Annotated in this window: 17 protein-coding genes; 6 read left to right on the top strand and 11 right to left on the bottom strand. The window is 41.1% G+C overall.

Annotation, left to right across the window (positions count from 1 at the left end):
- Positions 1–10: 10 nt before the first annotated feature.
- The 7 genes from vapC to GSQ19_RS22215 all read right to left on the bottom strand — a co-directional run bounded on the left by vapC (position 11) and on the right by GSQ19_RS22215 (position 10,530).
- On the bottom strand, positions 11–412 hold the full coding sequence (vapC, locus tag GSQ19_RS22185; RefSeq protein WP_011320000.1) for a type II toxin-antitoxin system tRNA(fMet)-specific endonuclease VapC: 402 nt from the start codon (positions 410–412) through the stop codon (positions 11–13).
- Positions 409–669, bottom strand: coding sequence for a hypothetical protein (locus tag GSQ19_RS22190; RefSeq protein WP_011320001.1), 261 nt, complete (start codon positions 667–669; stop codon positions 409–411). The genes vapC and GSQ19_RS22190 overlap by 4 nt, the downstream gene beginning before the upstream one ends.
- A gap of 78 nt (positions 670–747) precedes the next feature.
- Positions 748–2,187, bottom strand: coding sequence for a type I restriction-modification system subunit M (locus GSQ19_RS22195; RefSeq protein WP_011320002.1), 1,440 nt, complete (start codon positions 2,185–2,187; stop codon positions 748–750).
- Between the two features lie 7 nt (positions 2,188–2,194).
- Positions 2,195–3,187 carry a hypothetical protein gene (locus GSQ19_RS22200; protein ID WP_011320003.1) on the bottom strand — a complete coding sequence of 331 codons (993 nt, stop codon included), beginning with the start codon at positions 3,185–3,187 and terminating at the stop codon, positions 2,195–2,197.
- A 25-nt stretch (positions 3,188–3,212) separates the two neighbouring features.
- Positions 3,213–5,543: an EcoAI/FtnUII family type I restriction enzme subunit R gene (gene hsdR / locus GSQ19_RS22205; protein WP_011320004.1), complete on the bottom strand. Its 2,331-nt coding sequence runs from the start codon at positions 5,541–5,543 to the stop codon at positions 3,213–3,215.
- A gap of 246 nt (positions 5,544–5,789) precedes the next feature.
- A complete protein-coding gene (locus GSQ19_RS22210) occupies positions 5,790–6,038 on the bottom strand; it encodes an AbrB/MazE/SpoVT family DNA-binding domain-containing protein (RefSeq protein WP_011320005.1) in 249 nt (82 codons plus the stop codon).
- Between the two features lie 67 nt (positions 6,039–6,105).
- Positions 6,106–10,530, bottom strand: coding sequence for an NACHT domain-containing protein (locus GSQ19_RS22215; RefSeq protein ID WP_011320006.1), 4,425 nt, complete (start codon positions 10,528–10,530; stop codon positions 6,106–6,108).
- 552 nt (positions 10,531–11,082) lie between these two features.
- On the opposite strand from GSQ19_RS22215, the gene GSQ19_RS22220 reads away from it, so the two are divergent.
- A complete protein-coding gene (locus tag GSQ19_RS22220) occupies positions 11,083–11,391 on the top strand; it encodes a peptidylprolyl isomerase (protein ID WP_011320007.1) in 309 nt (102 codons plus the stop codon).
- Between the two features lie 72 nt (positions 11,392–11,463).
- Here GSQ19_RS22220 and GSQ19_RS22225 read toward each other — a convergent pair whose 3' ends face one another.
- The gene (locus GSQ19_RS22225; RefSeq protein ID WP_011320008.1) at positions 11,464–14,700 is read right to left on the bottom strand and encodes a DEAD/DEAH box helicase; all 3,237 of its coding nucleotides are present in this window, start codon (positions 14,698–14,700) and stop codon (positions 11,464–11,466) included.
- A 126-nt stretch (positions 14,701–14,826) separates the two neighbouring features.
- Between GSQ19_RS22225 and GSQ19_RS22230 the strand changes: the two genes are divergently transcribed.
- The 3 genes from GSQ19_RS22230 to GSQ19_RS22240 all read left to right on the top strand — a co-directional run bounded on the left by GSQ19_RS22230 (position 14,827) and on the right by GSQ19_RS22240 (position 18,191).
- Positions 14,827–15,375, top strand: coding sequence for a GNAT family N-acetyltransferase (locus GSQ19_RS22230; protein WP_011320009.1), 549 nt, complete (start codon positions 14,827–14,829; stop codon positions 15,373–15,375).
- 168 nt (positions 15,376–15,543) lie between these two features.
- Positions 15,544–17,700, top strand: coding sequence for a polyribonucleotide nucleotidyltransferase (locus GSQ19_RS22235; protein WP_011320010.1), 2,157 nt, complete (start codon positions 15,544–15,546; stop codon positions 17,698–17,700).
- A gap of 227 nt (positions 17,701–17,927) precedes the next feature.
- Positions 17,928–18,191, top strand: a complete 264-nt coding sequence (locus GSQ19_RS22240; RefSeq protein WP_010998532.1) for a DUF3146 family protein — start codon at positions 17,928–17,930, stop codon at positions 18,189–18,191.
- Positions 18,192–18,236: 45 nt separating this feature from the next.
- Here GSQ19_RS22240 and GSQ19_RS22245 read toward each other — a convergent pair whose 3' ends face one another.
- The 3 genes from GSQ19_RS22245 to ntcA form a co-directional block, all read right to left on the bottom strand.
- On the bottom strand, positions 18,237–18,683 hold the full coding sequence (locus GSQ19_RS22245; RefSeq protein ID WP_041456285.1) for a pre-16S rRNA-processing nuclease YqgF: 447 nt from the start codon (positions 18,681–18,683) through the stop codon (positions 18,237–18,239).
- 320 nt (positions 18,684–19,003) lie between these two features.
- Positions 19,004–20,494, bottom strand: coding sequence for a DUF3084 domain-containing protein (locus GSQ19_RS22250; protein WP_011320012.1), 1,491 nt, complete (start codon positions 20,492–20,494; stop codon positions 19,004–19,006).
- A 327-nt stretch (positions 20,495–20,821) separates the two neighbouring features.
- Entirely contained in the window at positions 20,822–21,493 is a 672-nt protein-coding gene (gene ntcA, locus GSQ19_RS22255) for a global nitrogen regulator NtcA (protein WP_010998529.1), read from the bottom strand.
- 679 nt (positions 21,494–22,172) lie between these two features.
- Here ntcA and fabI point away from each other — a divergent pair.
- Both fabI and hisB read left to right on the top strand, forming a co-directional pair.
- Entirely contained in the window at positions 22,173–22,949 is a 777-nt protein-coding gene (gene fabI / locus GSQ19_RS22260) for an enoyl-ACP reductase FabI (RefSeq protein ID WP_041456288.1), read from the top strand.
- A 142-nt stretch (positions 22,950–23,091) separates the two neighbouring features.
- The gene (hisB, locus tag GSQ19_RS22265; RefSeq protein ID WP_011320013.1) at positions 23,092–23,721 is read left to right on the top strand and encodes an imidazoleglycerol-phosphate dehydratase HisB; all 630 of its coding nucleotides are present in this window, start codon (positions 23,092–23,094) and stop codon (positions 23,719–23,721) included.
- Positions 23,722–23,883 lie beyond the last annotated feature (162 nt).

Raw genomic sequence — 23,883 nt, forward strand, 5'->3', positions numbered from 1 at the left:
ACTCTACTTCTTACACTTCCCAATCTTCCAGCCTTAAACCTTCAACACGGCTAAACTCATTAACATTATGAGTTACTAAAATCAGATTATTAGCTAAAGCGATAGCAGCTATTTGTAAATCATAGGGGCCGATTGGAGTTCCTAGTTGAGTGAGTCGAGCGCGAATAACTCCAAATATCTCTGCGGCTTGGTCATCAAAAGCCAAAGAAACAAAACGATTCAAGAATGCTTTTTGTAAAACTAGATTGCGACTAGGATTATTACTTTTTAATGCTCCGTAAAATAATTCTGCTTTAACAGGTGAGCAAACCGCTATATCAGATTCTAACTTCTGTTCTATCTGACGTTTTAAATTAAGATTTCTACCATTTAAATAAACAATACAAGCATTAGTATCTAACAAATAAATCATTCTATAGATTCTCTTTCTTCATATTCACCTTGAGGATATCTAATAATGGGGTCATCTGCTAAACAACCGTAAGTCACGTTAATAAAATCATGCCATTCTAATTTATTGACTTCATCTTCAGATAGTCCATCAATTGTTTTCTGAACAGGTTTGACTGTAACTGTTACTTCTAACTCAGTTTCTTGCACATCTACAGGGATATCTAAATGTAACATCCCATCTTTACCTACATAGGAGTTGATTTTGATACTTTGCATAGTTTAATTACCTGCCATTTACTTGAATATAGCAAACGATTTCAGATCCCCGACTTCTTTAAGAAGTTGGGAATCTTGTTAATTATTACCTTCTAATGCTTCCATCAACTCAAATTTTAACTTACTCCGCACCTCACCCAACTCAGCCATAAGTTTTTGATGTGCTGCTAACATCTCATCTAAATCTGCGTGTTCTACATCAACTTTGTGAGGATTCTTAATATCTAGGTTGTAATTATTAGCTTTCAAATCTGCAATTGAAACCTGCCAAGCAAATTCATTTTCCTCGCGGTTATCCCACCATTCTTGCTCCGGTGCAAACTCCTCAAAGCAAATCGGCTTAGTTTTCGAGTATGATTTATACCCTGCTGGATAAGGGTGTTCATAATACCAAATCGTTTCTGTTGGTTCCCCTTTAGTGAAAAATAGCAGATTAGTTTTAATACCTGTGTAGGGATTAAATACACCATTTGGTAAGCGAACAATTGTATGGAGATTGCAATCTTGCAGCAGTTTTTCTTTAATCCGCGTTTTCACACCTTCCCCAAACAGCGTACCATCTGGTAAAACTATTGCGCCTCTACCGCCTTCTTTGAGTAAATGAGCAATCAGCACCAGAAATAAATCTGCCGTTTCTCTGGTGCGGAAGGTAGCGGGAAAATTGTCCTCAATTCCATCTTCTTCCATCCCACCAAAAGGCGGATTTGTGATAATTACATCCACCCGTTCGTGAGGACTATAATCGCGCAATGGTCGTGCCAAAGTATTATCATGTTCTGCTGACGGCACATCAATACCATGTAAAATCAGATTCGTGACACAAAGGTTAAAAGGTAACGGCTTTTTTTCAGTTCCGCGAATCGTCCGTTGCAGAATTTCTGGGACATCAGCACTTTGAAAATGTTGGCGAATGTAATCAATTGCTGCCGTTAAAAAGCCACCTGTACCGCAAGCTGGATCAAATACAATTTCCCCTAATTGCGGCTTAATTCTATCGACAATAAACTTTGTCACCGCACGGGGAGTATAATATTCTCCGGCATTACCTGCACTCTGCAAATCTTTGAGAATTTTCTCGTAAATCTCGCTGAACTGTTTTTTCTGATCTTTTTTATTAAAATCAACTTCGTTAAGTTTATTAATTACTTGGCGGATGAGAGTACCATTTTTCATATAGTTGTAGGCATCCTCAAACACCTTACCAATCATCTGCCCACGGGCATCTGTTGCCGTAGTTCTCAGTTCTTTGAGGGTTTGAAATAAAGCATTGTCTACAAAATCTAGTAAACCATCTCCAGTGATACCTTCAGAATCTGCTGCCCAATTCCGCCAACGCAATCCTTCAGGAATCGGAGATTTATAATTATCTTCTAACAGTTCATATTCTTCTTCACGAGCATCAAAAACTTTGAGGAATATCATCCAAACTAACTGGTTAATGCGTTGCGCGTCACCATCAACGCCCGCATCCTTCCGCATGATATCTTGAATAGTCTTAATTGTAGTGCTAATTGACATTGCTTACTTAACTTTTATCGTTTTCTTTATCTTCTTCTGTAGGTGCAGATAATTGTGATGCAGAAGTTTCGCTTTTTTCCTGTGAAGCACCTCTCCCTGGTACAATTCTTTCTGCTTGACTAACAACATCATTTGCTAGTCTTTCACTAAAGCCCACAACAAAAGTAATCGCTAAAAACGCCAGCCACCTATTAATTGGTTTCTCCTCATCTTTAGAAATTGTAATAGGCAGAAGTGTAGAATTGATGAGAGCAAAAACAAAAATCCCTAAAAATGCCCCAATTGCTGGCTTGAATGCTCCCACAAATATAGGAAGTAAGGTTTCTTTATACCGTGGATTGCCATATTGATCCAGCCTCAACATAATACTTACAACACTACCAGTCGCTCCTGACATTGCTGATAATACCAGCAGCACGGATGCCTCATAAAACTCATGTTCTGTCAACTTTATTTGAGTTTTTACTTCTGGCTTTTGTGCTTCTACTAAATTTTCTGAAGATATGGGCTTTGTTGATTGTTCTTTAAATAAAGGTTTTAAATAAAGATTGGATGTACTAAGTATATATGCTAAAACAATCGGTGCTAATAGATGAATAGGTAAAGCTAAGAACAGACCGATAACTACTTTTGTATAAGTTTCCGTTGAATAAAGAAATTTAAAGAAATTATTCACGAAAAATGCAGTGACAGGATTTTCAATTCTCCGTATGAAGTATTCTGCATCTCGCCTAATGTTCCTTGCCAAAACCTTGTTAGAATTTACTTGTAATGCAGAAATTGCCAAATCAAGATTAGGCGCTATTGCTTCAATATGTTCTAGCTTATTTTTGTTATCTTGAACCTTGGCAATTAAAAAAGCAGTTTTTAATCGTCGGTAGATAGATAAAATATGAGAAAGTTCTGCCTGTACTTCAATATCTAACACCGAATTAGATGTAGATAGTTTATCCTGTAAACCTTTAATAGATGAGTCAATGTATTTTATTGGATCGTCCATACAAAACAAATTTAAAGATGATTAACTAGGCTATCTCATAAAGTTGCGTTTTTAGCTGCTGAAGTACATTAAGATATTCTTTTCTACTGCCAAAAAGCTGAATAATTTCTATTGGTGTACCCACTTTATCAAAAGGATGAACCTTCAGCACATCCAATTTTTCAATATCTTCAATCCCTTCATCCGCATATTTATCCAAAAGCGCATCTATTACCTTACGAGCCTGTTCACTATACTTACTAAAGTAATTACGCTTGCGGACATTGTTCGCCCTTTCTTTGCGAGTTAGTGGCGGTTGGTCAAAGACAACATGACAAATTAAATCTAATGGGTCAAAATCCTTACCAATCTCTTGTTCTAACGCTTCCAAAGGTATGCCCATCTCTTGTAACTCTTGGATAATAGCCTGCTTCTGCTCGCTAGAGTGCCATTTCTTCAAGAACGCATCTAATGAAGCATACTCCTGACTAACTGTTTTGCGAGTATAGTCCTTAATCGATTCCGTAATCAGCTTACCGTCCTTGCCGTGGTATTGCTCTCGAATAAAAGCAACCGCCACCTCTTCATCCGCAATTACATACTTCTCCCGCTTTTGCTTGCGGGTAATCTCACCATCAATGACTACCTCATCGTCTCCATTATCGGGCGGAACAATTGGATCAACTGGCTTAGGCTGATAAATTTGTACAGGTTCACCATCAAAATCAGGGTCAGCAAATAACTGTGTTGCTTTCTTAAAATCGATAATGGTGAAGAACATTTTGCCATAGTCTTCATCAATGCGAGTACCGCGACCAACAATTTGCTTAAATTTAGTCATGGACAGGATGCGCTGGTCTAAAACAATCAACTTGCAGGTTTTAGCATCAACACCCGTCGTCAGCAACTCAGAGGTAGTAACAATTGTGGGATATTTACTTTCAGGGTCAATGAAATTATCCAATTCTGCCTTACCCTGAGCATCATCCCCAGTAATTCGCATAATGTAGCGGCTACTCTCCGCCATCAAATCAGCATTCTCATTCACCAACGCTACCCGCATTCGTTCTGCGTGGTCAGTCGTCTCACAAAAAATGATAGTTTTGGCAAAGCGATCGCTTGATTTGAGATAATCAGAAATAATCCGCGCAACTAACTCAGTCCGCTTTTCTAAAACCAAAGTTCTATCAAAATCTCGCTGATTAAATATTTGGTCGGGAATTTCTTTACCATATTTATCCCGTTGTCCTGGCTTGGGTTTCCATCCACTCAAGTCTTTATCAAAGTCAATGCGAATAACTTTGTAGGGAGCTAAAAAGCCATCTTCAATCCCTTGTTTGAGTGAATAGGTAAAAATTGACTCACCAAAATAAAGGCTATTAGAAACTTCTTCTGTTTCCCTTGGGGTAGCAGTCAAGCCAATCTGCGTTGCACTGCTAAAATATTCCAAAATATCTCGCCATGCAGAATCCTCAGATGCGCTTCCTCGATGACACTCATCTATAATAATTAAGTCAAAAAAACCTGGTGAAAATTGCCGATAAATGTTTTTCGCCTCTTCATTTCCCGTTACCGCCTGATATAGGGAGAGATAAATTTCGTAAGATGTATCTATCTGTCGCTGCTTAATTTTGGTCATTTTTGAGCCAAAGGGTTTAAAGTCATTAACTCTAGTTTGATCAACCAAAATGTTGCGGTCTGCCAAAAACAGAATACGCTTTTTCGCCCCCGACTTCCACAACCGCCAAATAATTTGAAAAGCTGTAAAAGTTTTACCCGTACCCGTCGCCATCACTAACAGAATGCGGTTTTCTCCTTTAGCTATCGCTTCAATTGTCCGGTTAATGGCAATCTGTTGATAATAGCGTGGCTGTTTCTTATCAGGGCTAGGATAGTAATCTTGAGCAACAATCGGCTGAATGTCGGAGTTAATTCCCTTCAAATCACAGTATTTTTGCCAAAGTTCCTGCGGTGTCGGGAACTGGTCAAGGGGGATTTCTCGCTCTCGCTGTCCCTCGCTAATTGTGCAGTCGCACATCATAAAAGCGTCGCCATTCGAGCTAAAGATGAATGGTACATCAATTAATTCACCAGTAGCGATCGCTTGCTGCATTCCCGCACTGACAGAGTGATTATTGTCTTTAGCCTCAATTACAGCCAGTGGTACACCGGGTTTGTGATACAGCACATAATCAGCGCGTTTCTGCTCACCTCGACTAGCCAGCTTACCCCTAACAATCACCCTACCTTTTGTCAGCGTCACTTCCTCGCGAATCTGAGTGTTAATATTCCAGCCCCGACTAGTTAGAGCAGGTGTAATGTACTTTGTACAAATGTCACGTTCACTCAAAGATTTCTTGTCAATGGCTTCTGACATAAAAGGGTCGATTTAGAGTTGAGGAGTATAAAAAATGAAATTACATAGCCTACCGTAGAGAATGTTAGGTATGTAACTTGTATTATGCTATATCTCAACCTCTCAATGTCAAATTAGCTACTAATATTGTTGATGGATGCGTTGGTTTAGCTAGCTGCTGCCACTGTATACTAATGGGCGATCGCCTAATCACATAGTTTTGAAGCTAGGTTTTGTTGCTCAGTCATCACTAAGGCTACCACTATGTCATAATTCCTCAATACCTTGACAGATGGCATCATTCATATCTTCTAAAGATTTGAGTGCGCCTTGATATTTTAAACAGCCTGCAACATCATTTAGTGTAGTTTCTGCAAAGGGTTTCTTTGGTTTGAGAAGAATCCCATCACCCATATTAATTGCTATTAATTCCTGTCCGATTTCCCAGCCTGAAGCTTTTAGTAATTCTTCAGGAATAATCACTTGTCCTTCATTTGATATTTTGGTTATTTCCATATAATGGGGAAATTTAGTAATTCTAAATTAGAAGTTTGTTTATACTTCACTTTTATTTTTACATTTTTTATTCCTCAATTGCACCTAGTGATTTGAGGGTAGCGATTTCAGATGAGATTAAACCCTTAACCCTTGTAATGTTCATGCGTTCATAGAAGCGATCGCTTCTTAAGGTTTTGATACAATCACCTGTTTTAATATCCCATACTTTTATTGTTTCATCTTGGCTACCACTAATCAGGGTTTTACAATCAGGACTAAAAGCCACTGACAATACCCAAGTAGTATGTCCCCATAGTGTTTGAAAACATTCTCCAGTGAAAATATTCCACAACTTAATAGTAAAATCTTCACTACCTGTAGCTAGGATTTGCCCATCAGAACTAAAAGCTATTGACTGGACTACCTTCGAGTGTCCTTGCAATATTTTTACACATTCGCTTGTGTCTACATCCCATAATCTTATTGTGCAGTCAGCACTCCCGCTAGCAAGAATTTTACCACCAGGATGAAAATCAACCGAGCGAATTGTTCCACTATGTCCCTGTAGAATTTTTAAGCATTCACCTGTATTTACATCCCATAGCTTTACTTGTGAGTCAAAACCCCCATTTGCTAATGTTCTATTAACGGGATTAAAAGCAACTGAATGTACTGTACCTTGGTTTGCATGAATAGTTGTTAGGCATTGACCTGTTTCAATTGACCATACCTTGAGTGTTTTATCCGAACCACTACTCGCTAACAGCTTACCATCAGCACTAAAAGCAACTGAAAATACCCAATAAGTATGACCATTTAAAATTTTTAGGCATTCGCCTGTATCAATATTCCACAATCTAACTTTCGCGTCAGCACTACTACTTGCAAGCATCTTTCCACAAGAACTAAATGCAACTGAAAATACCCAGGCGGTATGTATTTGCAAGGTTTTTAAACATTTACCTGTGTTGGCATCCCAGATTATAGTTGCATCATTCCCTCCGCTAGCAAAAGTTCTACCAGATGGGTTAAAAGCTACCGAACTGATCCAATTGGTATGACCCTGGACAGTTGTTAAGCATTCATAGGTATTGATATCCCATATTTTCAACGTTTTATCATAGCTACCACTAGCTAAAGTTTGACCAGAGGAGTTAAAGGCTACTGAGCGTACTACATTAGTGTGTCCTTGAATTACATTTAAGCATTCTCCAGATTGAACATCCCAAAGTCTGACTGTGTGGTCAGCACCACCACTAGCAATTATTCGATCAGAATTATTAAAGACAACTGACATTACATTGTCAGTATGACCTCGGAGAATATTCAGACATTTTCCTGTTTTGATATCCCACAAACCTATTGTGTGGTCGCTACTACTACTGGCAATAATTTCGCCAGTGGAATTTAAAGCAATTGAGCGTATAGCATTTGTGTGACCCTCAAGAATTTTCAAGCATTTTCCACTGTTAATATCCCAGATTCGGATTGTTTGATCTCCGCTACCACTGACCAAAATCATCCCAGAAGGGTCAAAAGCTACTGAATATACATGATCACGATGTCCATGTAAAGTTTTTAATGATTCGCCTGTATCAATATTCCAAAGCCTAATTATATTGTCATTACCACTACTAGCAAGTATTGCACCGGAAGGACTGAAAGCAATTGAACGTATTCCAGAAACATGACCTTGCAAAATCTTAAGACATTCTCCTGTCTGGATAGACCATAGTTTTATTGTTTGATCGTAACTACCGCTTGCAAGTATTTGTGCTGAAGGACTAAACGCAACACAAGGGATAATACTGCCATGACCTTTGCAGATTAAAATCTCTTTACAGGTCGCAGCATCTAACAAGCGAACTATGCCATTACCATCACCTGTAGCTAATAGTTTGCAATCGGAATTAAAAGCAACTGAAAAAACTGCTCCTAAAGTTCGTGTAAAAGCACAATTTACTAAGTTGGCGGCAAAAAAATTGACATTTTGCAGATTTACATTGGTAAAATCTGCCCCTTTAATGACAGTGCCGCTTAAATCTTTTCCTTCTAAGCCTAGTGGATCAATCCTCAAAACTAAAGTTGCTGCATTTCCTCCTATGTAACCTACTGCATCTTCACTTTGACCTCTTGTCCTTTCAATCACACTAATCAGAGACTCATTATTACTCAACATCGGCACCAGCAAATCTATTACTGCTTTTGTTAGTGGAGCTTTGCCAAAAGTTTCTCTTAACTTCTCAAAAGACTCCCTTGTAAATGCTTTAAGTGGTGCAATAATATCATTCCATTGACGCGAAAAATAACCAAACCAAGTATAGTCAACAGGGGTTGCACCGCTATCCAAACCTGACTGTGCTTGCGCTAATGCCGTAAAATCTTCAGCTAACGCTCCTAACTCAGCCGCAAATTTATACGCGACAAAAAACTCTAACAGCGACCTATGTGCCGGAGTGTAATCACCATCAGCATTACGGACAAGCATCGTCTGTCCCATCATGTCATAATGCCAGTGGTCTAAATCTTTCTCTTCCTGCACCACAGAATCAAATAAGCGACGAATACGTTCTGGAAACAGCCGATAATTCAGACTCATTTGATCAGTAGACAGCATCTCCCAAGACAGTTCGCATAAAAAATACAACTTATCTGCTAAGGAAGTAAAAGTACGTTCTGCTTTGATATCTCGTTCCATCTTGCGTCGCACTGCATACAGATAAACCCGTGACATATCAATAGGTTTACCGGACTCAATATCTGGCAATGCTTCCAAAATTAAATCAGTCATCACTGGACGACGGGCTAAGTCTAGTAATTGCGAATTGTCCATGACTTGTTCAACTGTGGCTGCTTCAGCTTGGTATAACAACACCTGCCGAATTTGCTCATCGTTGAATTTCTCCAGTTCCAGAACTTCAAATTGTGGTGTTTCCCCAGTTAGTTTATTCGTAGAGGCTTGTAGTTCTGCGTTGAGTAAAGCACGTCCTTCTTTGGACTCTGGGAAATGTTCAGTACGGCAGGTGAGAATAACTTTAGAACCAGGAACTACTACCTTTGCCAGTTCCCAGAAATTGTTAATCATCTGTTGGCGGTCAATTTTTGCTGCCATTTCGTCAAAACCATCGAAAATGAGCAGCAATTTACCCATCCGGTTGAGTTGGTCAAAAACTTCGCTATTTAAGCGGATATTGTGTTGAGTAAAGAAGAAACCCGCCAAAACATTTTCTACATTTAAAGCCTTGGCAAAGTCACGCAGGGTAATTACTAAAGGTAAACGGGGACGTTCAACACCACGTTTTTGAGCATCCTTGTAACGTTGGAGTGCTGTCCAAGCATAGTGAAAGACAAACCAAGTTTTACCTGTGCCGAATTCTCCCAGAATGGAAATATGCTCTTTTGCAGGGTCATCAAGCCACAAGTCGATATAACCATCAATCCAGCCGTCTTCTGCCTCATAACGGCTGACACCAATTCGTCGCTTAGTTACTGGATCAATTTCTTCTTTAGTACAAGCAAGTGGGACATACTTTTGATCAATCTTTCGGCGTTTGATTTCCGCTTCTAACCAATCAAGATAACCAGTAAAGTCAGCATCTAAATCAATCAGTTCGTCAAATGTAAAACAATCTAGATGACGATTTTCTTCCTTCTTGACTTCATCGCGTGCTGCACGGGCAATCCGACGGTTACTTACCAACCAGCCTTCATCTGTTTTTTGTTGATTAACTGATTGACGCAAGGCCATAACATCACTCAGTCTCACTTCTCCCGCAACTCCACGTACAAGAATGCGGTCATAACTGCGGCGGACTGGAACGTTGATAATCCATTCAAAATAATCTTCTGCCCAGATTTCATATTTTTCTAGGCGGTAGCCCAAGGTTTCAAACCATCCTCGCATTTGTTGGGCTAAGGCGATCGCTCTACATTGATTTTCCGTTGTTGCTCCGGCTAATGCTGGATAATTCTGGGCTGCTAATCGTGCTATTTCTGTCCGAATTCCTTCCAGTGTAGGCAATCTCTCTAGTTGTTCTTGGATACTAGCAATCCTTTTATGTAAAGAACCAATCTGCTGACTCATCAGGACATCAGCAGGTGTGCGACTGCGTTTGGCAACTTCAATAAAGACAGTCGCAAATGCAGCTACCTCTCTTCTCACGTCCAGTTCTAAGCTTCTGATTTCATCGCCCAAAGTATAAGAATCAAGAAAAGCATCAACCTCAGACAGTAGAATTGAGGGGTTATTATGACCTAATGCTTTGCGAAAAGCCTGTTTAATTGCTTCTTGTCGAAATAATTCAAGAAATGCTTTTGGTTTGCCAACACCATACTCGACTAAGGTGTAGGCGTAAACACCGCTAAAATCCGCAGGTGGATGCTCTGGATCAAGGTTAAATTGCTGGAGTAACTTAATTACCGTCTCACTACGCAGGATTTTTTCTTTAATCACAGGATTGGCAATGCTAGTAACTGCGCTGATAACTAGATCCAGGTTAATTAAGCTCATCACGACACCCCGAAAATACAGAGCTATCTTGCTAAATAATGCTTCAATACTATTACAAGGGATATCTGAAATATAAAAGTTTTCTTTTATACTTTCTCAAGTATTATCTGAGCATCAGTTTGAAGGTTAATGAATGGCAAGTACTGTTACCAAAATTTCTAACTGGTTGTGTTAAGCCGATTTTTATTAAGATGCTAGAATTAGCCGATCGCTGAAAATGATAAAACTGGCGATCGCTTAAATTCAATTCTATTTTCTTCAATATTTCAAATACACATTGATTTACTTTTGTCAATCAATAGTCTTGATTAAAAATCTGAAAGTCAGGAAATTTTAATATTGTTCTGTTGGGTGTAAATTGGGTGTAGAAATTGTAAAAATAAGCTGAAACTGTTGTGAATAAAGGATTTTATATAGCCTTCCAAGCTATTAATGCGGGTTCGATTCCCGCCGCCCGCTTTCATCTTAAAACCCTTGTGAGTTAACACTTACAAGGGTTTTTCGTAGTTAGACAAAGTAACTTATTCATTAATTTGTATATCCGATGCAGAAGTGGGACGAGAACTTTACTTCCGCATTAAAGCCGAAGAACCAAGTTTCACCGATTGTGACAAAGAATTTTCTCAAGGAACTGAAGCTCAAACAGGCAGATTGCTAGGCCCAGTTCCCATCAGCCAAGCGCATCCGGCGATCGCACAGAAACTAGCAATATCGCAACCAGGGCAGTTATGGCCGCCATATCGATTGGATAACTGGGTAGTAATTGTACGCTTGGGAAAGTTAATTTCCGCCCAGTTAGATGATGTAGCTAGAAACTCATTACTCAATCATTTATTTGAACAGCAAACAATTGTAGGTTAGGTAAAGGATTTGCGTAACACAACACCCTTGTATCTGTTGGGTTGTGCTGCGCTCCATCCAACCTACGTCTAATTACTCTGCTTCTTCATCAATTACTGCACTACGATCAAGTATCAGTAAGTTGCGGAGTTGATCTGTATCTAATTCAGTTAACCACTCTTCGCCTGCACCAACAACCTGTTCCGCTAGTTGTTTTTTACTTTCAATCATGTCGTGGATTTTTTCTTCTAAGGTACCATTGCAAACAAATTTATGCACCTGTACATTGCGGGTTTGACCAATACGAAATACGCGGTCTGTGGCTTGGTTCTCTACGGCTGGATTCCACCATCTATCAAAGTGAAATACATGATTTGCTCTGGTTAAGTTCAACCCTACACCACCTGCTTTGAGAGAGAGAATCATAATTGGTGGCCCCTGAGGGTCGTGTTGAAAACGGTCAATCATTTCTTCACGTTGCTTTTTACTGGTACTACCATATAAGAAAAATACTTCCCGCCCTAGTTGTTTTTCTAAATGTGGTTTGAGTAACTTACCCCATTCTGCAAACTGGGTGAAGATTAAAGCACGTCCCGCACCAGCAACACCATAAGTATTACTCTCCGCTAACACCTCTTCTAACATTTCTTCTAATCGTTGCAGTTTTCCTGAACTGTATTGTTCTAAGGTATTTGTTTTCAGATATTGGGCTGGATGATTGCAGATTTGTTTGAGTTTAATTAATAAAGCTAAAATCATCCCTCGGCGTTGCAATCCTTCGGCCGATTCAATTTCTGCTAAAGATGTTTCTACCACTTTTTGATAAAGTGCAGCTTGTTCTCCAGTCAAACCGCAAAATACTGTCATTTCTTGCTTATCTGGCAAGTCTTGAATAATATCACGGTCTGTTTTCAGGCGACGCAGAATAAATGGTTGTACTAAGGCACGCAATTGATTTAAAGATGCTGCATCACCATACTTTTCAATTGGCATGGCAAAGCGTCTTTGGAAGAATTGCTTATTACCTAAATAACCAGGGTTGAGGAAATCTAAAATTGACCAAAGTTCCTGTAGTCTATTTTCGACTGGTGTCCCCGTTAAAGCAATGCGAAAGGTTGTGTCTAATTGTCGGACTGCTTGTGATTGTTTGGCTTCCGCATTCTTCACATTCTGGGCTTCATCTAAAACAATTATCTGCCAAGAAAGACCCTGCAATGATTTGATGTCTCTATGAATTAGTGAGTAACTGGTGATAACTAAATCATGATTTTTTACTGCTTCTGGAAAAGCTTTACCTTTAGGACGTTTATCACCATGATATTGGAGAACTTTAAGTGTAGGTGCAAATTTTTTCACTTCTCGTTCCCAGTTACCTAAAACAGAAGTAGGACACACTAGTAAAGTTGGTTTTTCTAATACATCCTGTTCTTTAAGATGGAGAAGGAAAGCAATGAACTGTATCGTTTTTCCCAGTCCCATGTCGTCGGCGAGACAAGCACCTAAACCCCAGCGTTCGAGGAATGCCAACCAAGCCGCACCCCTTTCTTGATAAGGACGCAACTTTCCTTGGAAGTTCTTTGGCGTAGGTAATGGTGCAACTGCTTGATTATTTGTCAGCGCCCCAATTAATTCTTGTAATGCGCCAGAGGCTTCAAAGCTGACTACTGGTAATTTCTCAATTACTTGAGTATCCCCACTACTCAGACGTAAAGCATCTTCTAAAGATAAGGCCATTTGGTCTTTACGTGCAGCAAAAAAGGCTTCGGCTGTCTTGATATCTTGGGGACGCAACTCCACCCATTCGCCATTTATTTCTACCAATGGGCTTTTTAAAGCTACTAGTCTGTCAAATTCCCCTTTAGAAATAGTTTGCCCACCAATTGCTAAGTGCCATTGAAAATTAAGCAAACTCTGCAATCCCAAGCGTCCTGGCTTTTTCTTTGGGGTTTCGGCGGAGATTTTCAATCCCAAGCGGTTTGCCCAGCCTTCCCGGTTCGCCAAACTAGGAGGTAAAATCACCCCTAAACCGCTATCTTCAAATCGCCAAGCCACAGCCTTGATAAATTCATAAGCCTGCATGGGGTTGAGATGACAAAATTGCGGTGATTCTGTATCTAAAGTGGGGGCAATGACCGGATACAATCGAGAAGCTAACCCCAAACCTCGTAAAAATGTTTCCTGGGGTTCTTGAATCGATCGCTGTTGATAAATTAGCTGTTCAACAGGATGTTGCCAAATAGTGCCCGCATCTACTAGAAATTCTGGATTATCGGCTGCTTGCAGGAAATAGGCTAGTGTCCATTCAGTTTCTCCTGGTTCTGGAGAACGTAATTCAAAACAGGTGCGAAATTGATTTTTACTTGCTAGTTGATATTGTAGCGGCATCGTCCAAGCCTTGAGCGCTGCTTCCAGCCTTTCCAAACCAACTGCATCTGCATCAACTGAATTAGATGCACCACTTAACCCTTGCAGCCACTGTCGTACCGCCGACGGTAAAGATGCCATCAAGCGAGTTTCCACCACAGGCTGATTCCCCACCATTTCCCGTAATTGCGTATCTATTGCACTATTGAGAAAACCCAATATTAATTCCTGCGGCTGACTAGGAAAATCTATATATATAGGAGATGGAGATAATTCCTCGTTCCCTAATCTCTGATAAGTCCGACAAACCAAAGGCATCTTCGCGGCGAACTTTTCTAAACGAGTTCCATCTACAGCACTATCTAACAGTACTTGCCATTTGGCACTTACAGAATTATTAGGTTGTCGTTGGATAATTGGGAGAAACTTAGACCTAGAAATTAAATCTAAACTCCAACGGGCAATTTGTGACCAAAAACGTAAATCTCCACCTAAAAAAGCATTCTCTGTGCTAGTGATATTTAAAGGTAAAGAAGTTAGAAATTTAACTGCTGCACTAGGAGGAAGACAAAAACCTTCTACACGCCAAGGTTGTAAATAAACTTCAGAGTCTGCATCAGATTCTAAAGCGGCAGAATGCACAGGAGAAATGAAAATTGTTTCTTTCTTACGAGGTTGAGAAATTTCCGTTGGCAGAACAATTATTTGCGAGTGAATTGGTAAATTTGTTGTTGGGGAACTTGCTGCTTTGGAGGTTTTTTTTGCCAACTGTTGTGGTAAAATCTGAGCGATCGCCTGATGTTGAGACTGCAACCACTCGCTTAATTCAGATGCAGACAGAGCCAAGGGATTGAGGGCTATTTCCTCAAAACTAAAATTTACTTGTGGCGATCGCCAAGTTTCCCCCCAAATAAATAAATAACTATCCTGCTCACTTAATATCCAACTACCGTGTAAAATTGCCATGTGATAACTACTCAGACTTTACTTAAATTAATAAATGTTTATTATTGGTCTATTAACTATATTTAGCTAAATAAATATCATCTAAAATAAATGTACGTAATTATTGACATATCAAAAACATAAATAATGAATCTACCTCTATATAAAGTACTAAAAAATGGTTCAACTGTAGAATTAGATTATATAAAACCTCAAGAATATGAAGATGTAAGAACGCTACTCAATTTCGTCATTAATGAAGGTAAAACCTATCCACAAAAACAACCATTATCACAACCAGAATTTGCAGCTTATTGGTTGAGTCAAGATGCCTTTGTTGTTAGGTTATCTGGTGATGATGGTACACAAAAACCGCAAAAAATATTAGGTTCATTTTATATCAAGCCAAACTTTCCGGGATGGTCCAGTCATATCTGCAACGCTGGTTTTATTGTACAACCAGGATTGCGGGGTCAGGGCATAGGTAGATTCATGGGAGAATCCATGCTCTCCCTAGCATCCCAATTGGGTTACGAAGCAGTGATGTTCAATTTGGTCTTTGAAACTAATATACCTTCAATCACCCTATGGCAATCCTTAGGTTTTGATATCATTGGAAGCATTCCTGATGCGGCAAAGCTAGCTGATGGAAAGGTAGTAAAGGCGCTGATGATGTATAGGGGTGTAGGAGTATAGGGGTTTGGGGGTTTAGGGGAAGAGTAAAACTAAATTCTTCCCTTACACCCTTACACCCTCACACCCTCCTGATGTTGCTCTTTGTATGTAACAGAAGCCAGCTACAGGGCATAAATGTTAGGATTGCCACAGAGAGAGAATAGCGTGCATAGAAGGAAAAAAAGCTGAATGGCAGAATTTGAGAAGTCAATATCCTTCGATGGAAGGGATATTCGACTGAAAGTAGGCCTACTAGCGCCCCAAGCTGGTGGGTCGGTTTTGATAGAATCAGGGGATACAGCTGTTTTAGTCACAGCTACGCGATCGGCAGGTAGAGAGGGCATTGATTTCCTTCCCCTGACAGTAGATTATGAAGAAAGACTATATGCGGCTGGTAGAATCCCCGGTGGGATTATGCGCCGAGAAGGCCGTCCCCCAGAAAAAACAATTCTCACCAGCCGTCTCATAGACCGTCCCCTGCGTCCTTTGTTCCCTTCATGGTTGCGGGATGACTTGCAAATTGTCGCCTTAACAATGTCGATGGATGAGCAAGTACCGCCCGACGTGTTAGCAGTGACAGGTGCTTCCATTGCCACTCTCATTGCCAAAATCCCCTTTAACGGGCCGATGGCAGCAGTGCGGGTAGGCTTAGTGGGCGATGATTTCATTATTAACCCCACTTATGCAGAAATCGAGGCGGGAGACTTGGATCTGGTAGTCGCAGGTTCACCTCACGGCGTGATTATGGTGGAAGCAGGGGCTAATCAATTACCAGAGCGAGATATTATCGAGGCGATTGATTTTGGTTATGAGGCAGTGCGCGACTTAATCAAAGCGCAGCTAGACCTAGTAGCCGAACTCGGTCTGGAAATTGTCCAAGAAGCACCGCCAGAGGTAGACCAAACTCTGGAAAATTATATCCGCGATCGCGCTAGCGACGAAATTAAGAAAATTCTGGCTCAATTTGAACTAACCAAACCCGAACGCGATGCCGCGTTGGATGTTGTTAAAGATAATATTGCCACAGCGATCGCCGAACTCCCAGAAGAAGACCCAATTCGTTTAGCTGCAACCGCCAACAGCAAAGCCCTGGGCAACACTTTTAAAGACATCACTAAATATTTCATGCGCCGTCAAATCGTCGAAGATAACGTGCGTGTTGATGGTCGAAAACTCGATCAAGTGCGCCCGGTTTCTTCCCAAGTAGGTGTCCTACCAAAGCGCGTCCACGGTAGCGGATTATTTAACCGAGGACTAACTCAGGTATTATCAGCTTGTACTTTGGGTACTCCTGGTGATGCCCAAAACCTTAATGATGACCTGCAAACAGACCAATCAAAACGCTACCTCCATCATTACAACTTCCCGCCTTTCTCCGTTGGAGAAACCAAGCCCTTACGCGCCCCTGGTAGACGGGAAATTGGTCATGGTGCATTAGCAGAGAGAGCCATCTTACCTGTACTGCCACCCAAAGAGCAATTCCCTTACGTGATTCGCGTCGTCTCGGAAGTGCTTTCCTCCAACGGTTCCACCTCAATGGGTTCAGTTTGTGGTTCCACCTTGGCATTAATGGATGCTGGTGTCCCCATCCTCAAACCCGTGAGTGGTGCAGCAATGGGCTTAATTAAAGAAGGTGATGAAGTCAGAGTCCTGACAGATATTCAGGGTATTGAAGACTTTTTAGGTGACATGGACTTTAAAGTCGCTGGTACCGATGCAGGGATTACCGCCTTGCAAATGGACATGAAAATCTCTGGTTTGTCTCTGGAGGTTATTGCCCAAGCTATTCACCAAGCAAAAGATGCTAGGCTGCATATTTTGGACAAGATGCTCCAAACTATCGATACCCCACGCACTGAAACCTCACCTTACGCTCCTCGCCTGTTGACTATCAAGATTGATCCAGACATGATTGGTCTAGTCATTGGCCCTGGTGGTAAGACAATTAAGGGCATCACCGAAGAAACAGGTGCAAAAATCGACATTGAAGACGATGGCACAGTGACAATTTCTGCGGTTGATGAAAACAAGGCGAAAAGAGCGCGTAATATTGTCCAAGGCATGACTCGCAAACTCAACGAAGGCGATGTCTATGCTGGACGTGTGACTCGGATTATTCCCATTGGCGCTTTTGTGGAATTCCTCCCTGGAAAAGAAGGGATGATTCACATTTCCCAATTAGCTGATTACCGTGTCGGCAAAGTTGAAGATGAAGTGGCGGTTGGCGATGAAGTAATTGTCAAAGTGCGCGAAATTGACAATAAGGGACGGATTAATCTCACACGCTTGGGTATACACCCAGATCAAGCAGCTGCGGCGCGGGAAGCTGCGGCGGTGAATCGTTAAATCGATTGGGGATTTTAGATATTATCTAAAATCCGCGATGCCTCTTTACGTAGGCATCGCCGTAAAGTTTTTCATTATTGTGAATAATCCCCACTAGAGACGTTGTATGCAATGTCTCTGCTGAAACTTATTGGGTCAGTTTGTCGATTTGAGCGAAGTTTGGTAAATAAAAGAAATAGCTTACTAGTTAAGCTTGCGCTTTTGTTCCATACTTAACACCAAGCATTGTGAGTGCTAAACCTTTGCCAGAAACTACTGCCCATGTCAAAATCATTCGCCAATCCTGGCAACACGGCTTCCTAGAAGGTGAAGTGAGTGCTGGTGATTTTGAGTGGCATTTCCAGTGGCATTTTCGTCGGGGAGAACTTTTGGTAAAGCCTTCCCAAGGACGCGCTTTAATCAAAGAACCCCTCGGCCGCTTCTTGGAACAGCAAGATTATCAACTAGAGCCAGGAGGGGACTATGCTTTTAAGATTCGCGCACAATTGTGAAACGTGGGCAGGAGGCTGGGGGCAGGGGAGAATAACTATTGACTATTAACCATTAACCGATTCTGTGAGGCGACTGAGATATCTTTCGATTAAGAGGATGGCAACAATATCATCTATGGGGCGGGGGGGCTGACGCATTCCGTGGGGTAATAACTTGATTAGTCCTTGAGGAGGATACATCTGCCAATAACGATCGCGTGCCTCTAAGGTACTATAACGCTCGTCTACTAAGACAATATTCAATGCTTCAGCTAATTCTTGCTGTAGTTGCTGTTTCCAACGTTTAGCTGTGGTTTGGTTGCCCATAACCAGCATAGAAATGGGAAACTGTTGTCTTAGAGTATTAATGATGGCGATCGCATCTGCGGCAGCAACTACTTGATGATAATATAGTTGCCGATCTAATCCCATCACCGCTAAACCACATTTATCTTTACCTGGGTCAAAACCTAAAATAACTGGTTGTGTGGGAGAAAATTCACTTAAATTCATCATAAATACAAAAATAATTATTCAGAATCCCAATAAATTTTGATAAATATATTTAGGACTTACGCACTGAACCAAAAAACCCTTCTGAGGTTGGTCAATGGTTCATAGTCCACAGTCCAAAAACCTTGATTTTGACTATTGACTATGGACTATTGACAAAAAAGCCAGAAAATTAGTAACACTGCATAAGTCCTAATATTTATTGATTAAGTAAATATTTTTAATATACTTCTAGTATTTTAATTACAACACTCCCTCATTACCCTCAATCCCTGGGAGTTATTTAATATTTTGAATTGCTCACTCCCCATTTTTTTCATTTAAGTACTCAAAATAACTTTGCCATTTTGGATTGCCACTAGTCGCACTCTCAATGGCCCTGCTGTATAAGTATCTTCAGCAGCGATCGCTTTAATTTCTATTGGTTGATCTAACTGACGCAACAAGGAAACGAAGCGCAGAAAAGTACCATCTATTTGGACACCTTCAACAATTCCTGCATTTCTAGCACGAAATTGGGAAGCAGAAATTAATAAATCTAATCGTTGTCGTAACTGATAAGAGGTCATACTGCGAGGATCGGCTGTAGTTGTAGCCAAAACTTCACTTCCAGAAAATACCAGCACATTTCTGGCTGTATCAGCAAAAAATTCTATCTGGTTTTCTCCTCTGACGTAATTACCTGCTGAGAATATTCTGACTACGTATTCTCGACCATCATTAATTTGCTGAATCAGCTGCTCAATTCTATCTGGGGTGATGCGTAGCAGTTCTATATTTGCCGAGTTTGACCCAGGTTCGCTTAATTCTAAACTGGCGTTGCGGTTAGCTTCTTGCAGTAGTTGGAGGATTATCTGACGTGTAGCCGCTACCTGATTAGTCCGAACAACAGCAGAGGCCAAAACTTGACCGCGAACTAATGCTAGTTTGCCTAAACGTAAGTCGCGGTATGACTGATAATATTTTTCTAGTCGCGCCACTTCCTGCTCTAAATAGTCCTGTTGTGTTTCTAATTCTTTAAGCCTTGATTCTCGCTTGGCAATTACCTCTTCTCGCTGTGTAATTTCCAAGTTACGGTTTTGAATTAGTTTATCCAGTTGGGAGATTTTCAGGTCGCGCTGTTGTAGTGCTTGTTGACGGTTAGCTAGTTCTCTGTCGCGTTGTTCTATAGCTTGTTGACGGTTAGCTAGTTCTCTATCGCGTTGTTCTATGGCTTTTTTTGCTTCAGCATATAGCCTACGACGCTCCGTCTTGAGTTGTTCTACTGCCCCTTGTAAGGCTTGTCTTTGATTGTAAACGCTTTGTAGTTCAGCGATCGCTTTTTGATATTGTGTAACTACTTGTCCCAGTCGGCTTTGGGTGCGCTGGTATTGTGCTTGGGTTTGCGCTAAATCTTGCTGTGCTTTTAATTTTTCTTTTTTGGCTTGGTCGCGCTGAGTTTCTGCTTGTCTTTTGTCGGTTCTGGTGGTTTCTAGCTCTTGATTAACTTTATTGCGCTCAATTTCTACCTGAGTTTTTTGCTCTTCTGCGACTTTAAGCTGTTCTCGTTTTTGCCTGAGGTCTTTTTGAATATCTTCTAACTCAAAAACCCCTTTCCGCAGTCCTTCATCAGCAATAAATAAAATTGCCAGGGTAGTTGCTGAAATCAGTCCTCCCGTCAAAATTGTCACCAGTACAGCCGTATTTTTGGGGCGTAGATTAAACAGAGAGAGGCGTGCTTTGCCAACTCTTGTGCCGATGCGATCGCCAACAGTGGCAATTACACCTCCCAAAATTAAAATTGCTGCTATGAGGATGTACCCAGTGGTCATCTTCAGCTACCCAATTGAGTCCAGATACAGCCTACTACTTTCAATCATTATTTGTGGAGAATGGGAGGGTGGCAATAGCTGAAGTTACTCAAGATTTTCGATTTACTTCTAACTATGGGTGTCATTGAAAAAAATATAACACGTACCACCTCTCATTATTCCAATTGTTTAAAGAGTTCAGAAGGCAAGAGCCAAAATTCAGTATGGGTTCACCGTCACTTTGAGTTAAATAAACGGATTGAAGAAACCAACTAAATCTATAATGAGCAGGATTTAGCCTATGGTAATAATTAGCCACATTCTGAATTCTGACTCCTGTATTCTTCTTTAAGTGAACTGTCTGCTGAGAGTCACAGGTTTATGCACAGTAATCTTCTTTTTGTGGATGGAAATCATCTTTTTCTCCCGCAGATCCCCTAGTAGCCTAGTAACAGTAACGCGAGTAGAGCCAATTGCTTCGGCGATCGCCTGATGAGATAACTTTAAATCAATAGTGATTCCATCTGCACAAGGAACACCAAAATCACGACAGAGAATTAACAGAAAACTCACCAATCTCGACCCCATATCCCGGTGCGCTAAGGTCTCAATCATCATCTCTGTTTGCAGAATCCGCGAAGACAGACCCCGCAGCATCAACATCGATAACTCTGGATTTTCCTTAAGTGCTTGCTCAACTTGTTCAATTGGTGCAGAAAGCAATTCTACTGGAGTAAATGCCACCGCATGGTAAAACCTATCCGACTTGTTTCCTGTCAACAAAGACAGGACACCAAAAACGCTATTTTCCCGTAGTAGTGCTACTGTAATCTCTTCTCCTGCCTCGTACACCCTGGAAAGTTTCACAGCCCCTTTCAAAAGAAAGTAGACTCGTTCGGCAGGATCGCCAGGAAAAAAGATCGTTTTATTGCGTTCAAACGTTTCGACAACAGGAGGAAAAGCTCCGGTTGCCATCTGACGAAAAACATTTGCTAGGGCCTTATCTTGTGTCACGATCATCTCCCTTCCCCTACCCAATGCCGGAATAACAAAAAACTAAAAACTAATTACCTAAGAATACACCTGAAAAATCAATAAAGCACCGTTAACCTTTCTGTACTTTCCTATACTCAAACGTACAACTTTATGGTTATTTGTTCATAATGATACCCAAATTTTACTATTTTTAGCTAGCAGTTCTTGATAGATACTTCTACTTTCTCTAACCATCAGGTTTTTTGCAGAAAAAATTAAGTAATCTTGAAAATATCTTAAGAAATAACAAACATTTTATTCTAAAAAACGCCCTTAATAATCATCATTTTTGCTAACTATGTATAAAACAAAGATAAAGGGTTTGGATAAGGGTGTAGGGGTATGGGGGTGTAGGGGTGCAAATTTTTAAAACCCTTACACCCAGTCTCAACAAATAACTTGGTTGCGTAAGTCCTATCTTGGTTCAGGCAGGCTGTTCTTGAGTAAGGGGGGAAAAGAAAAATTCTGACCCTCTTTCCTCCCTGCCCTCCCCTGCCTCCCCTGCCTCCCTTGCCTCTCTTGCTCCCCTCCTGTCCCCTAAACATTCTTTCCAGTTAAACAGCAAGAAAATTCCCAACATAACTTGATTACCTCTTCTACTGGGTAGTGATTTCTGTCAAGCTGTACAAATGAATCGATCACATTAATGACAACAAAAATCTCTATGCTGAATCTGACTGGAAAAAATGCCTTAGTTACAGGTATCGCCAATAATCGTTCCATTGCCTGGGGGATTGCCCAACAACTGCACGCAGCTGGAGCCAACCTTGGTATTACTTATCTACCAGATGAACGTGGCAAATTTGAGAAGAAAGTTTCAGAACTCGTAGAACCCCTCAACCCCAGCTTATTCTTGCCTTGTAATGTTCAAAATGATGAACAAATTCAGTCTACTTTTGATACCATCCGCGATAAATGGGGCAGGTTAGATATTCTGATTCATTGTCTAGCCTTTGCTAACAGAGATGATTTGACTGGAGATTTTAGCCAAACATCCCGTGCTGGTTTTGCCACGGCTTTAGATATCAGCACTTTTTCACTGGTGCAGTTAAGTGGTGCGGCTAAACCTCTGATGACCGAAGGTGGTAGCATTATTACTTTGTCATATTTGGGTGGTGTCAGAGCTGTTCCTAACTACAACGTTATGGGAGTTGCTAAAGCGGGATTGGAAGCTAGTGTACGTTATCTAGCATCTGAACTCGGCTCTCAAAATATTCGCGTTAACGCCATTTCTGCTGGCCCCATCCGTACCTTGGCTTCTAGCGCCGTTGGTGGCATTTTAGATATGATTCACCATGTAGAACAAGTAGCGCCCTTACGTCGGACTGTGACTCAGCTAGAAGTTGGCAATACAGCCGCCTTCTTGGCTAGTGATTTAGCTAGTGGTATTACTGGTCAAGTCCTGTACGTAGATGCAGGATACGAAATCATGGGGATGTAATAAAATCTGGGTACTGGGTATTAGGGATTGGGGATTAGGTATGAGGAACAAACAAGGTGGAAAAAGAATGATTTTTTCACCACTTTTTCCTTATATGCCCAGTCCCCAATCCCCGATCCCCAATCCCCAATCCCTAGTCCCTATGCAAATCAGCGATTATCCCCAACTTAACTTATCCTCAGTCCCTCGGATTGCTTCAGTACATCGCATAACTGGGGAAACGAATGTGCAGGTTACTGTCAATTTGGATGGTACGGGAATTTGTACAGCAGCTACTGGCATTCCCTTTTTAGATCATATGTTGCATCAGATTTCCTCCCACGGCTTGATTGATTTGGATGTCCAAGCCAAAGGAGATTGGGAAATTGATGACCACCACACAAATGAAGATGTGGGTATTACTTTAGGTCAAGCTTTGGCTAAGGCATTAGGCGATAGAAAAGGTATAGTCCGCTTTGGTAATTTCCTCGCACCTTTAGACGAAGCTTTAGTACAGGTAGCACTAGATTTTTCTGGTCGTCCTCACCTCAGCTACGGCTTACAAATTCCTACCGAACGTGTGGGAACTTATGACACCCAATTAGTTAGAGAATTTTTTGTGGCATTAGTCAACCATAGCCAAATGACTCTGCACATTCGCCAATTAGATGGCATTAATTCCCATCACATTATTGAGGCGACCTTCAAAGCCTTTGCCAGAGCAGCCAGAATGGCTATAGAAGCCGATCCTCGCCGCGCTGGGACGATTCCTAGTTCTAAGGGGGTTTTGTAAGAAGTAGGGGGCAGGGGAAGCAGGGGGGCAGGGGGCAAGGGGGAGAAATCCCCAGTCACCAGTCACCAATCCCCAATCCGCAATGCCCAGTCCCCAAAATTTGCAACAATTAACAAACCTATAGCGATCGCGCCTATCTTCCTGGGTACTTTATAACCAATG

The organism is Trichormus variabilis 0441, from assembly GCF_009856605.1.
GTDB classification, from domain to species: domain Bacteria; phylum Cyanobacteriota; class Cyanobacteriia; order Cyanobacteriales; family Nostocaceae; genus Trichormus; species Trichormus variabilis.

What these genes read in the sequence shown, in the direction of transcription:
- vapC (WP_011320000.1), bottom strand. Translation starts at nt 412, where the DNA reads ATGATTTATTTGTTAGATACTAATGCTTGTATTGTTTATTTAAATGGT.
- ntcA (WP_010998529.1), bottom strand. Translation starts at nt 21,493, where the DNA reads ATGATCGTGACACAAGATAAGGCCCTAGCAAATGTTTTTCGTCAGATG.
- GSQ19_RS22225 (WP_011320008.1), bottom strand. Translation starts at nt 14,700, where the DNA reads ATGGCAATTTTACACGGTAGTTGGATATTAAGTGAGCAGGATAGTTAT.
- GSQ19_RS22195 (WP_011320002.1), bottom strand. Translation starts at nt 2,187, where the DNA reads ATGTCAATTAGCACTACAATTAAGACTATTCAAGATATCATGCGGAAG.
- GSQ19_RS22235 (WP_011320010.1), top strand. Translation starts at nt 15,544, where the DNA reads ATGGCAGAATTTGAGAAGTCAATATCCTTCGATGGAAGGGATATTCGA.
- GSQ19_RS22210 (WP_011320005.1), bottom strand. Translation starts at nt 6,038, where the DNA reads ATGGAAATAACCAAAATATCAAATGAAGGACAAGTGATTATTCCTGAA.
- hisB (WP_011320013.1), top strand. Translation starts at nt 23,092, where the DNA reads ATGCAAATCAGCGATTATCCCCAACTTAACTTATCCTCAGTCCCTCGG.
- GSQ19_RS22200 (WP_011320003.1), bottom strand. Translation starts at nt 3,187, where the DNA reads ATGGACGATCCAATAAAATACATTGACTCATCTATTAAAGGTTTACAG.
- GSQ19_RS22190 (WP_011320001.1), bottom strand. Translation starts at nt 669, where the DNA reads ATGCAAAGTATCAAAATCAACTCCTATGTAGGTAAAGATGGGATGTTA.
- hsdR (WP_011320004.1), bottom strand. Translation starts at nt 5,543, where the DNA reads ATGTCAGAAGCCATTGACAAGAAATCTTTGAGTGAACGTGACATTTGT.
- GSQ19_RS22250 (WP_011320012.1), bottom strand. Translation starts at nt 20,494, where the DNA reads ATGACCACTGGGTACATCCTCATAGCAGCAATTTTAATTTTGGGAGGT.
- GSQ19_RS22230 (WP_011320009.1), top strand. Translation starts at nt 14,827, where the DNA reads ATGAATCTACCTCTATATAAAGTACTAAAAAATGGTTCAACTGTAGAA.
- fabI (WP_041456288.1), top strand. Translation starts at nt 22,173, where the DNA reads ATGCTGAATCTGACTGGAAAAAATGCCTTAGTTACAGGTATCGCCAAT.
- GSQ19_RS22215 (WP_011320006.1), bottom strand. Translation starts at nt 10,530, where the DNA reads ATGAGCTTAATTAACCTGGATCTAGTTATCAGCGCAGTTACTAGCATT.
- GSQ19_RS22245 (WP_041456285.1), bottom strand. Translation starts at nt 18,683, where the DNA reads ATGAATTTAAGTGAATTTTCTCCCACACAACCAGTTATTTTAGGTTTT.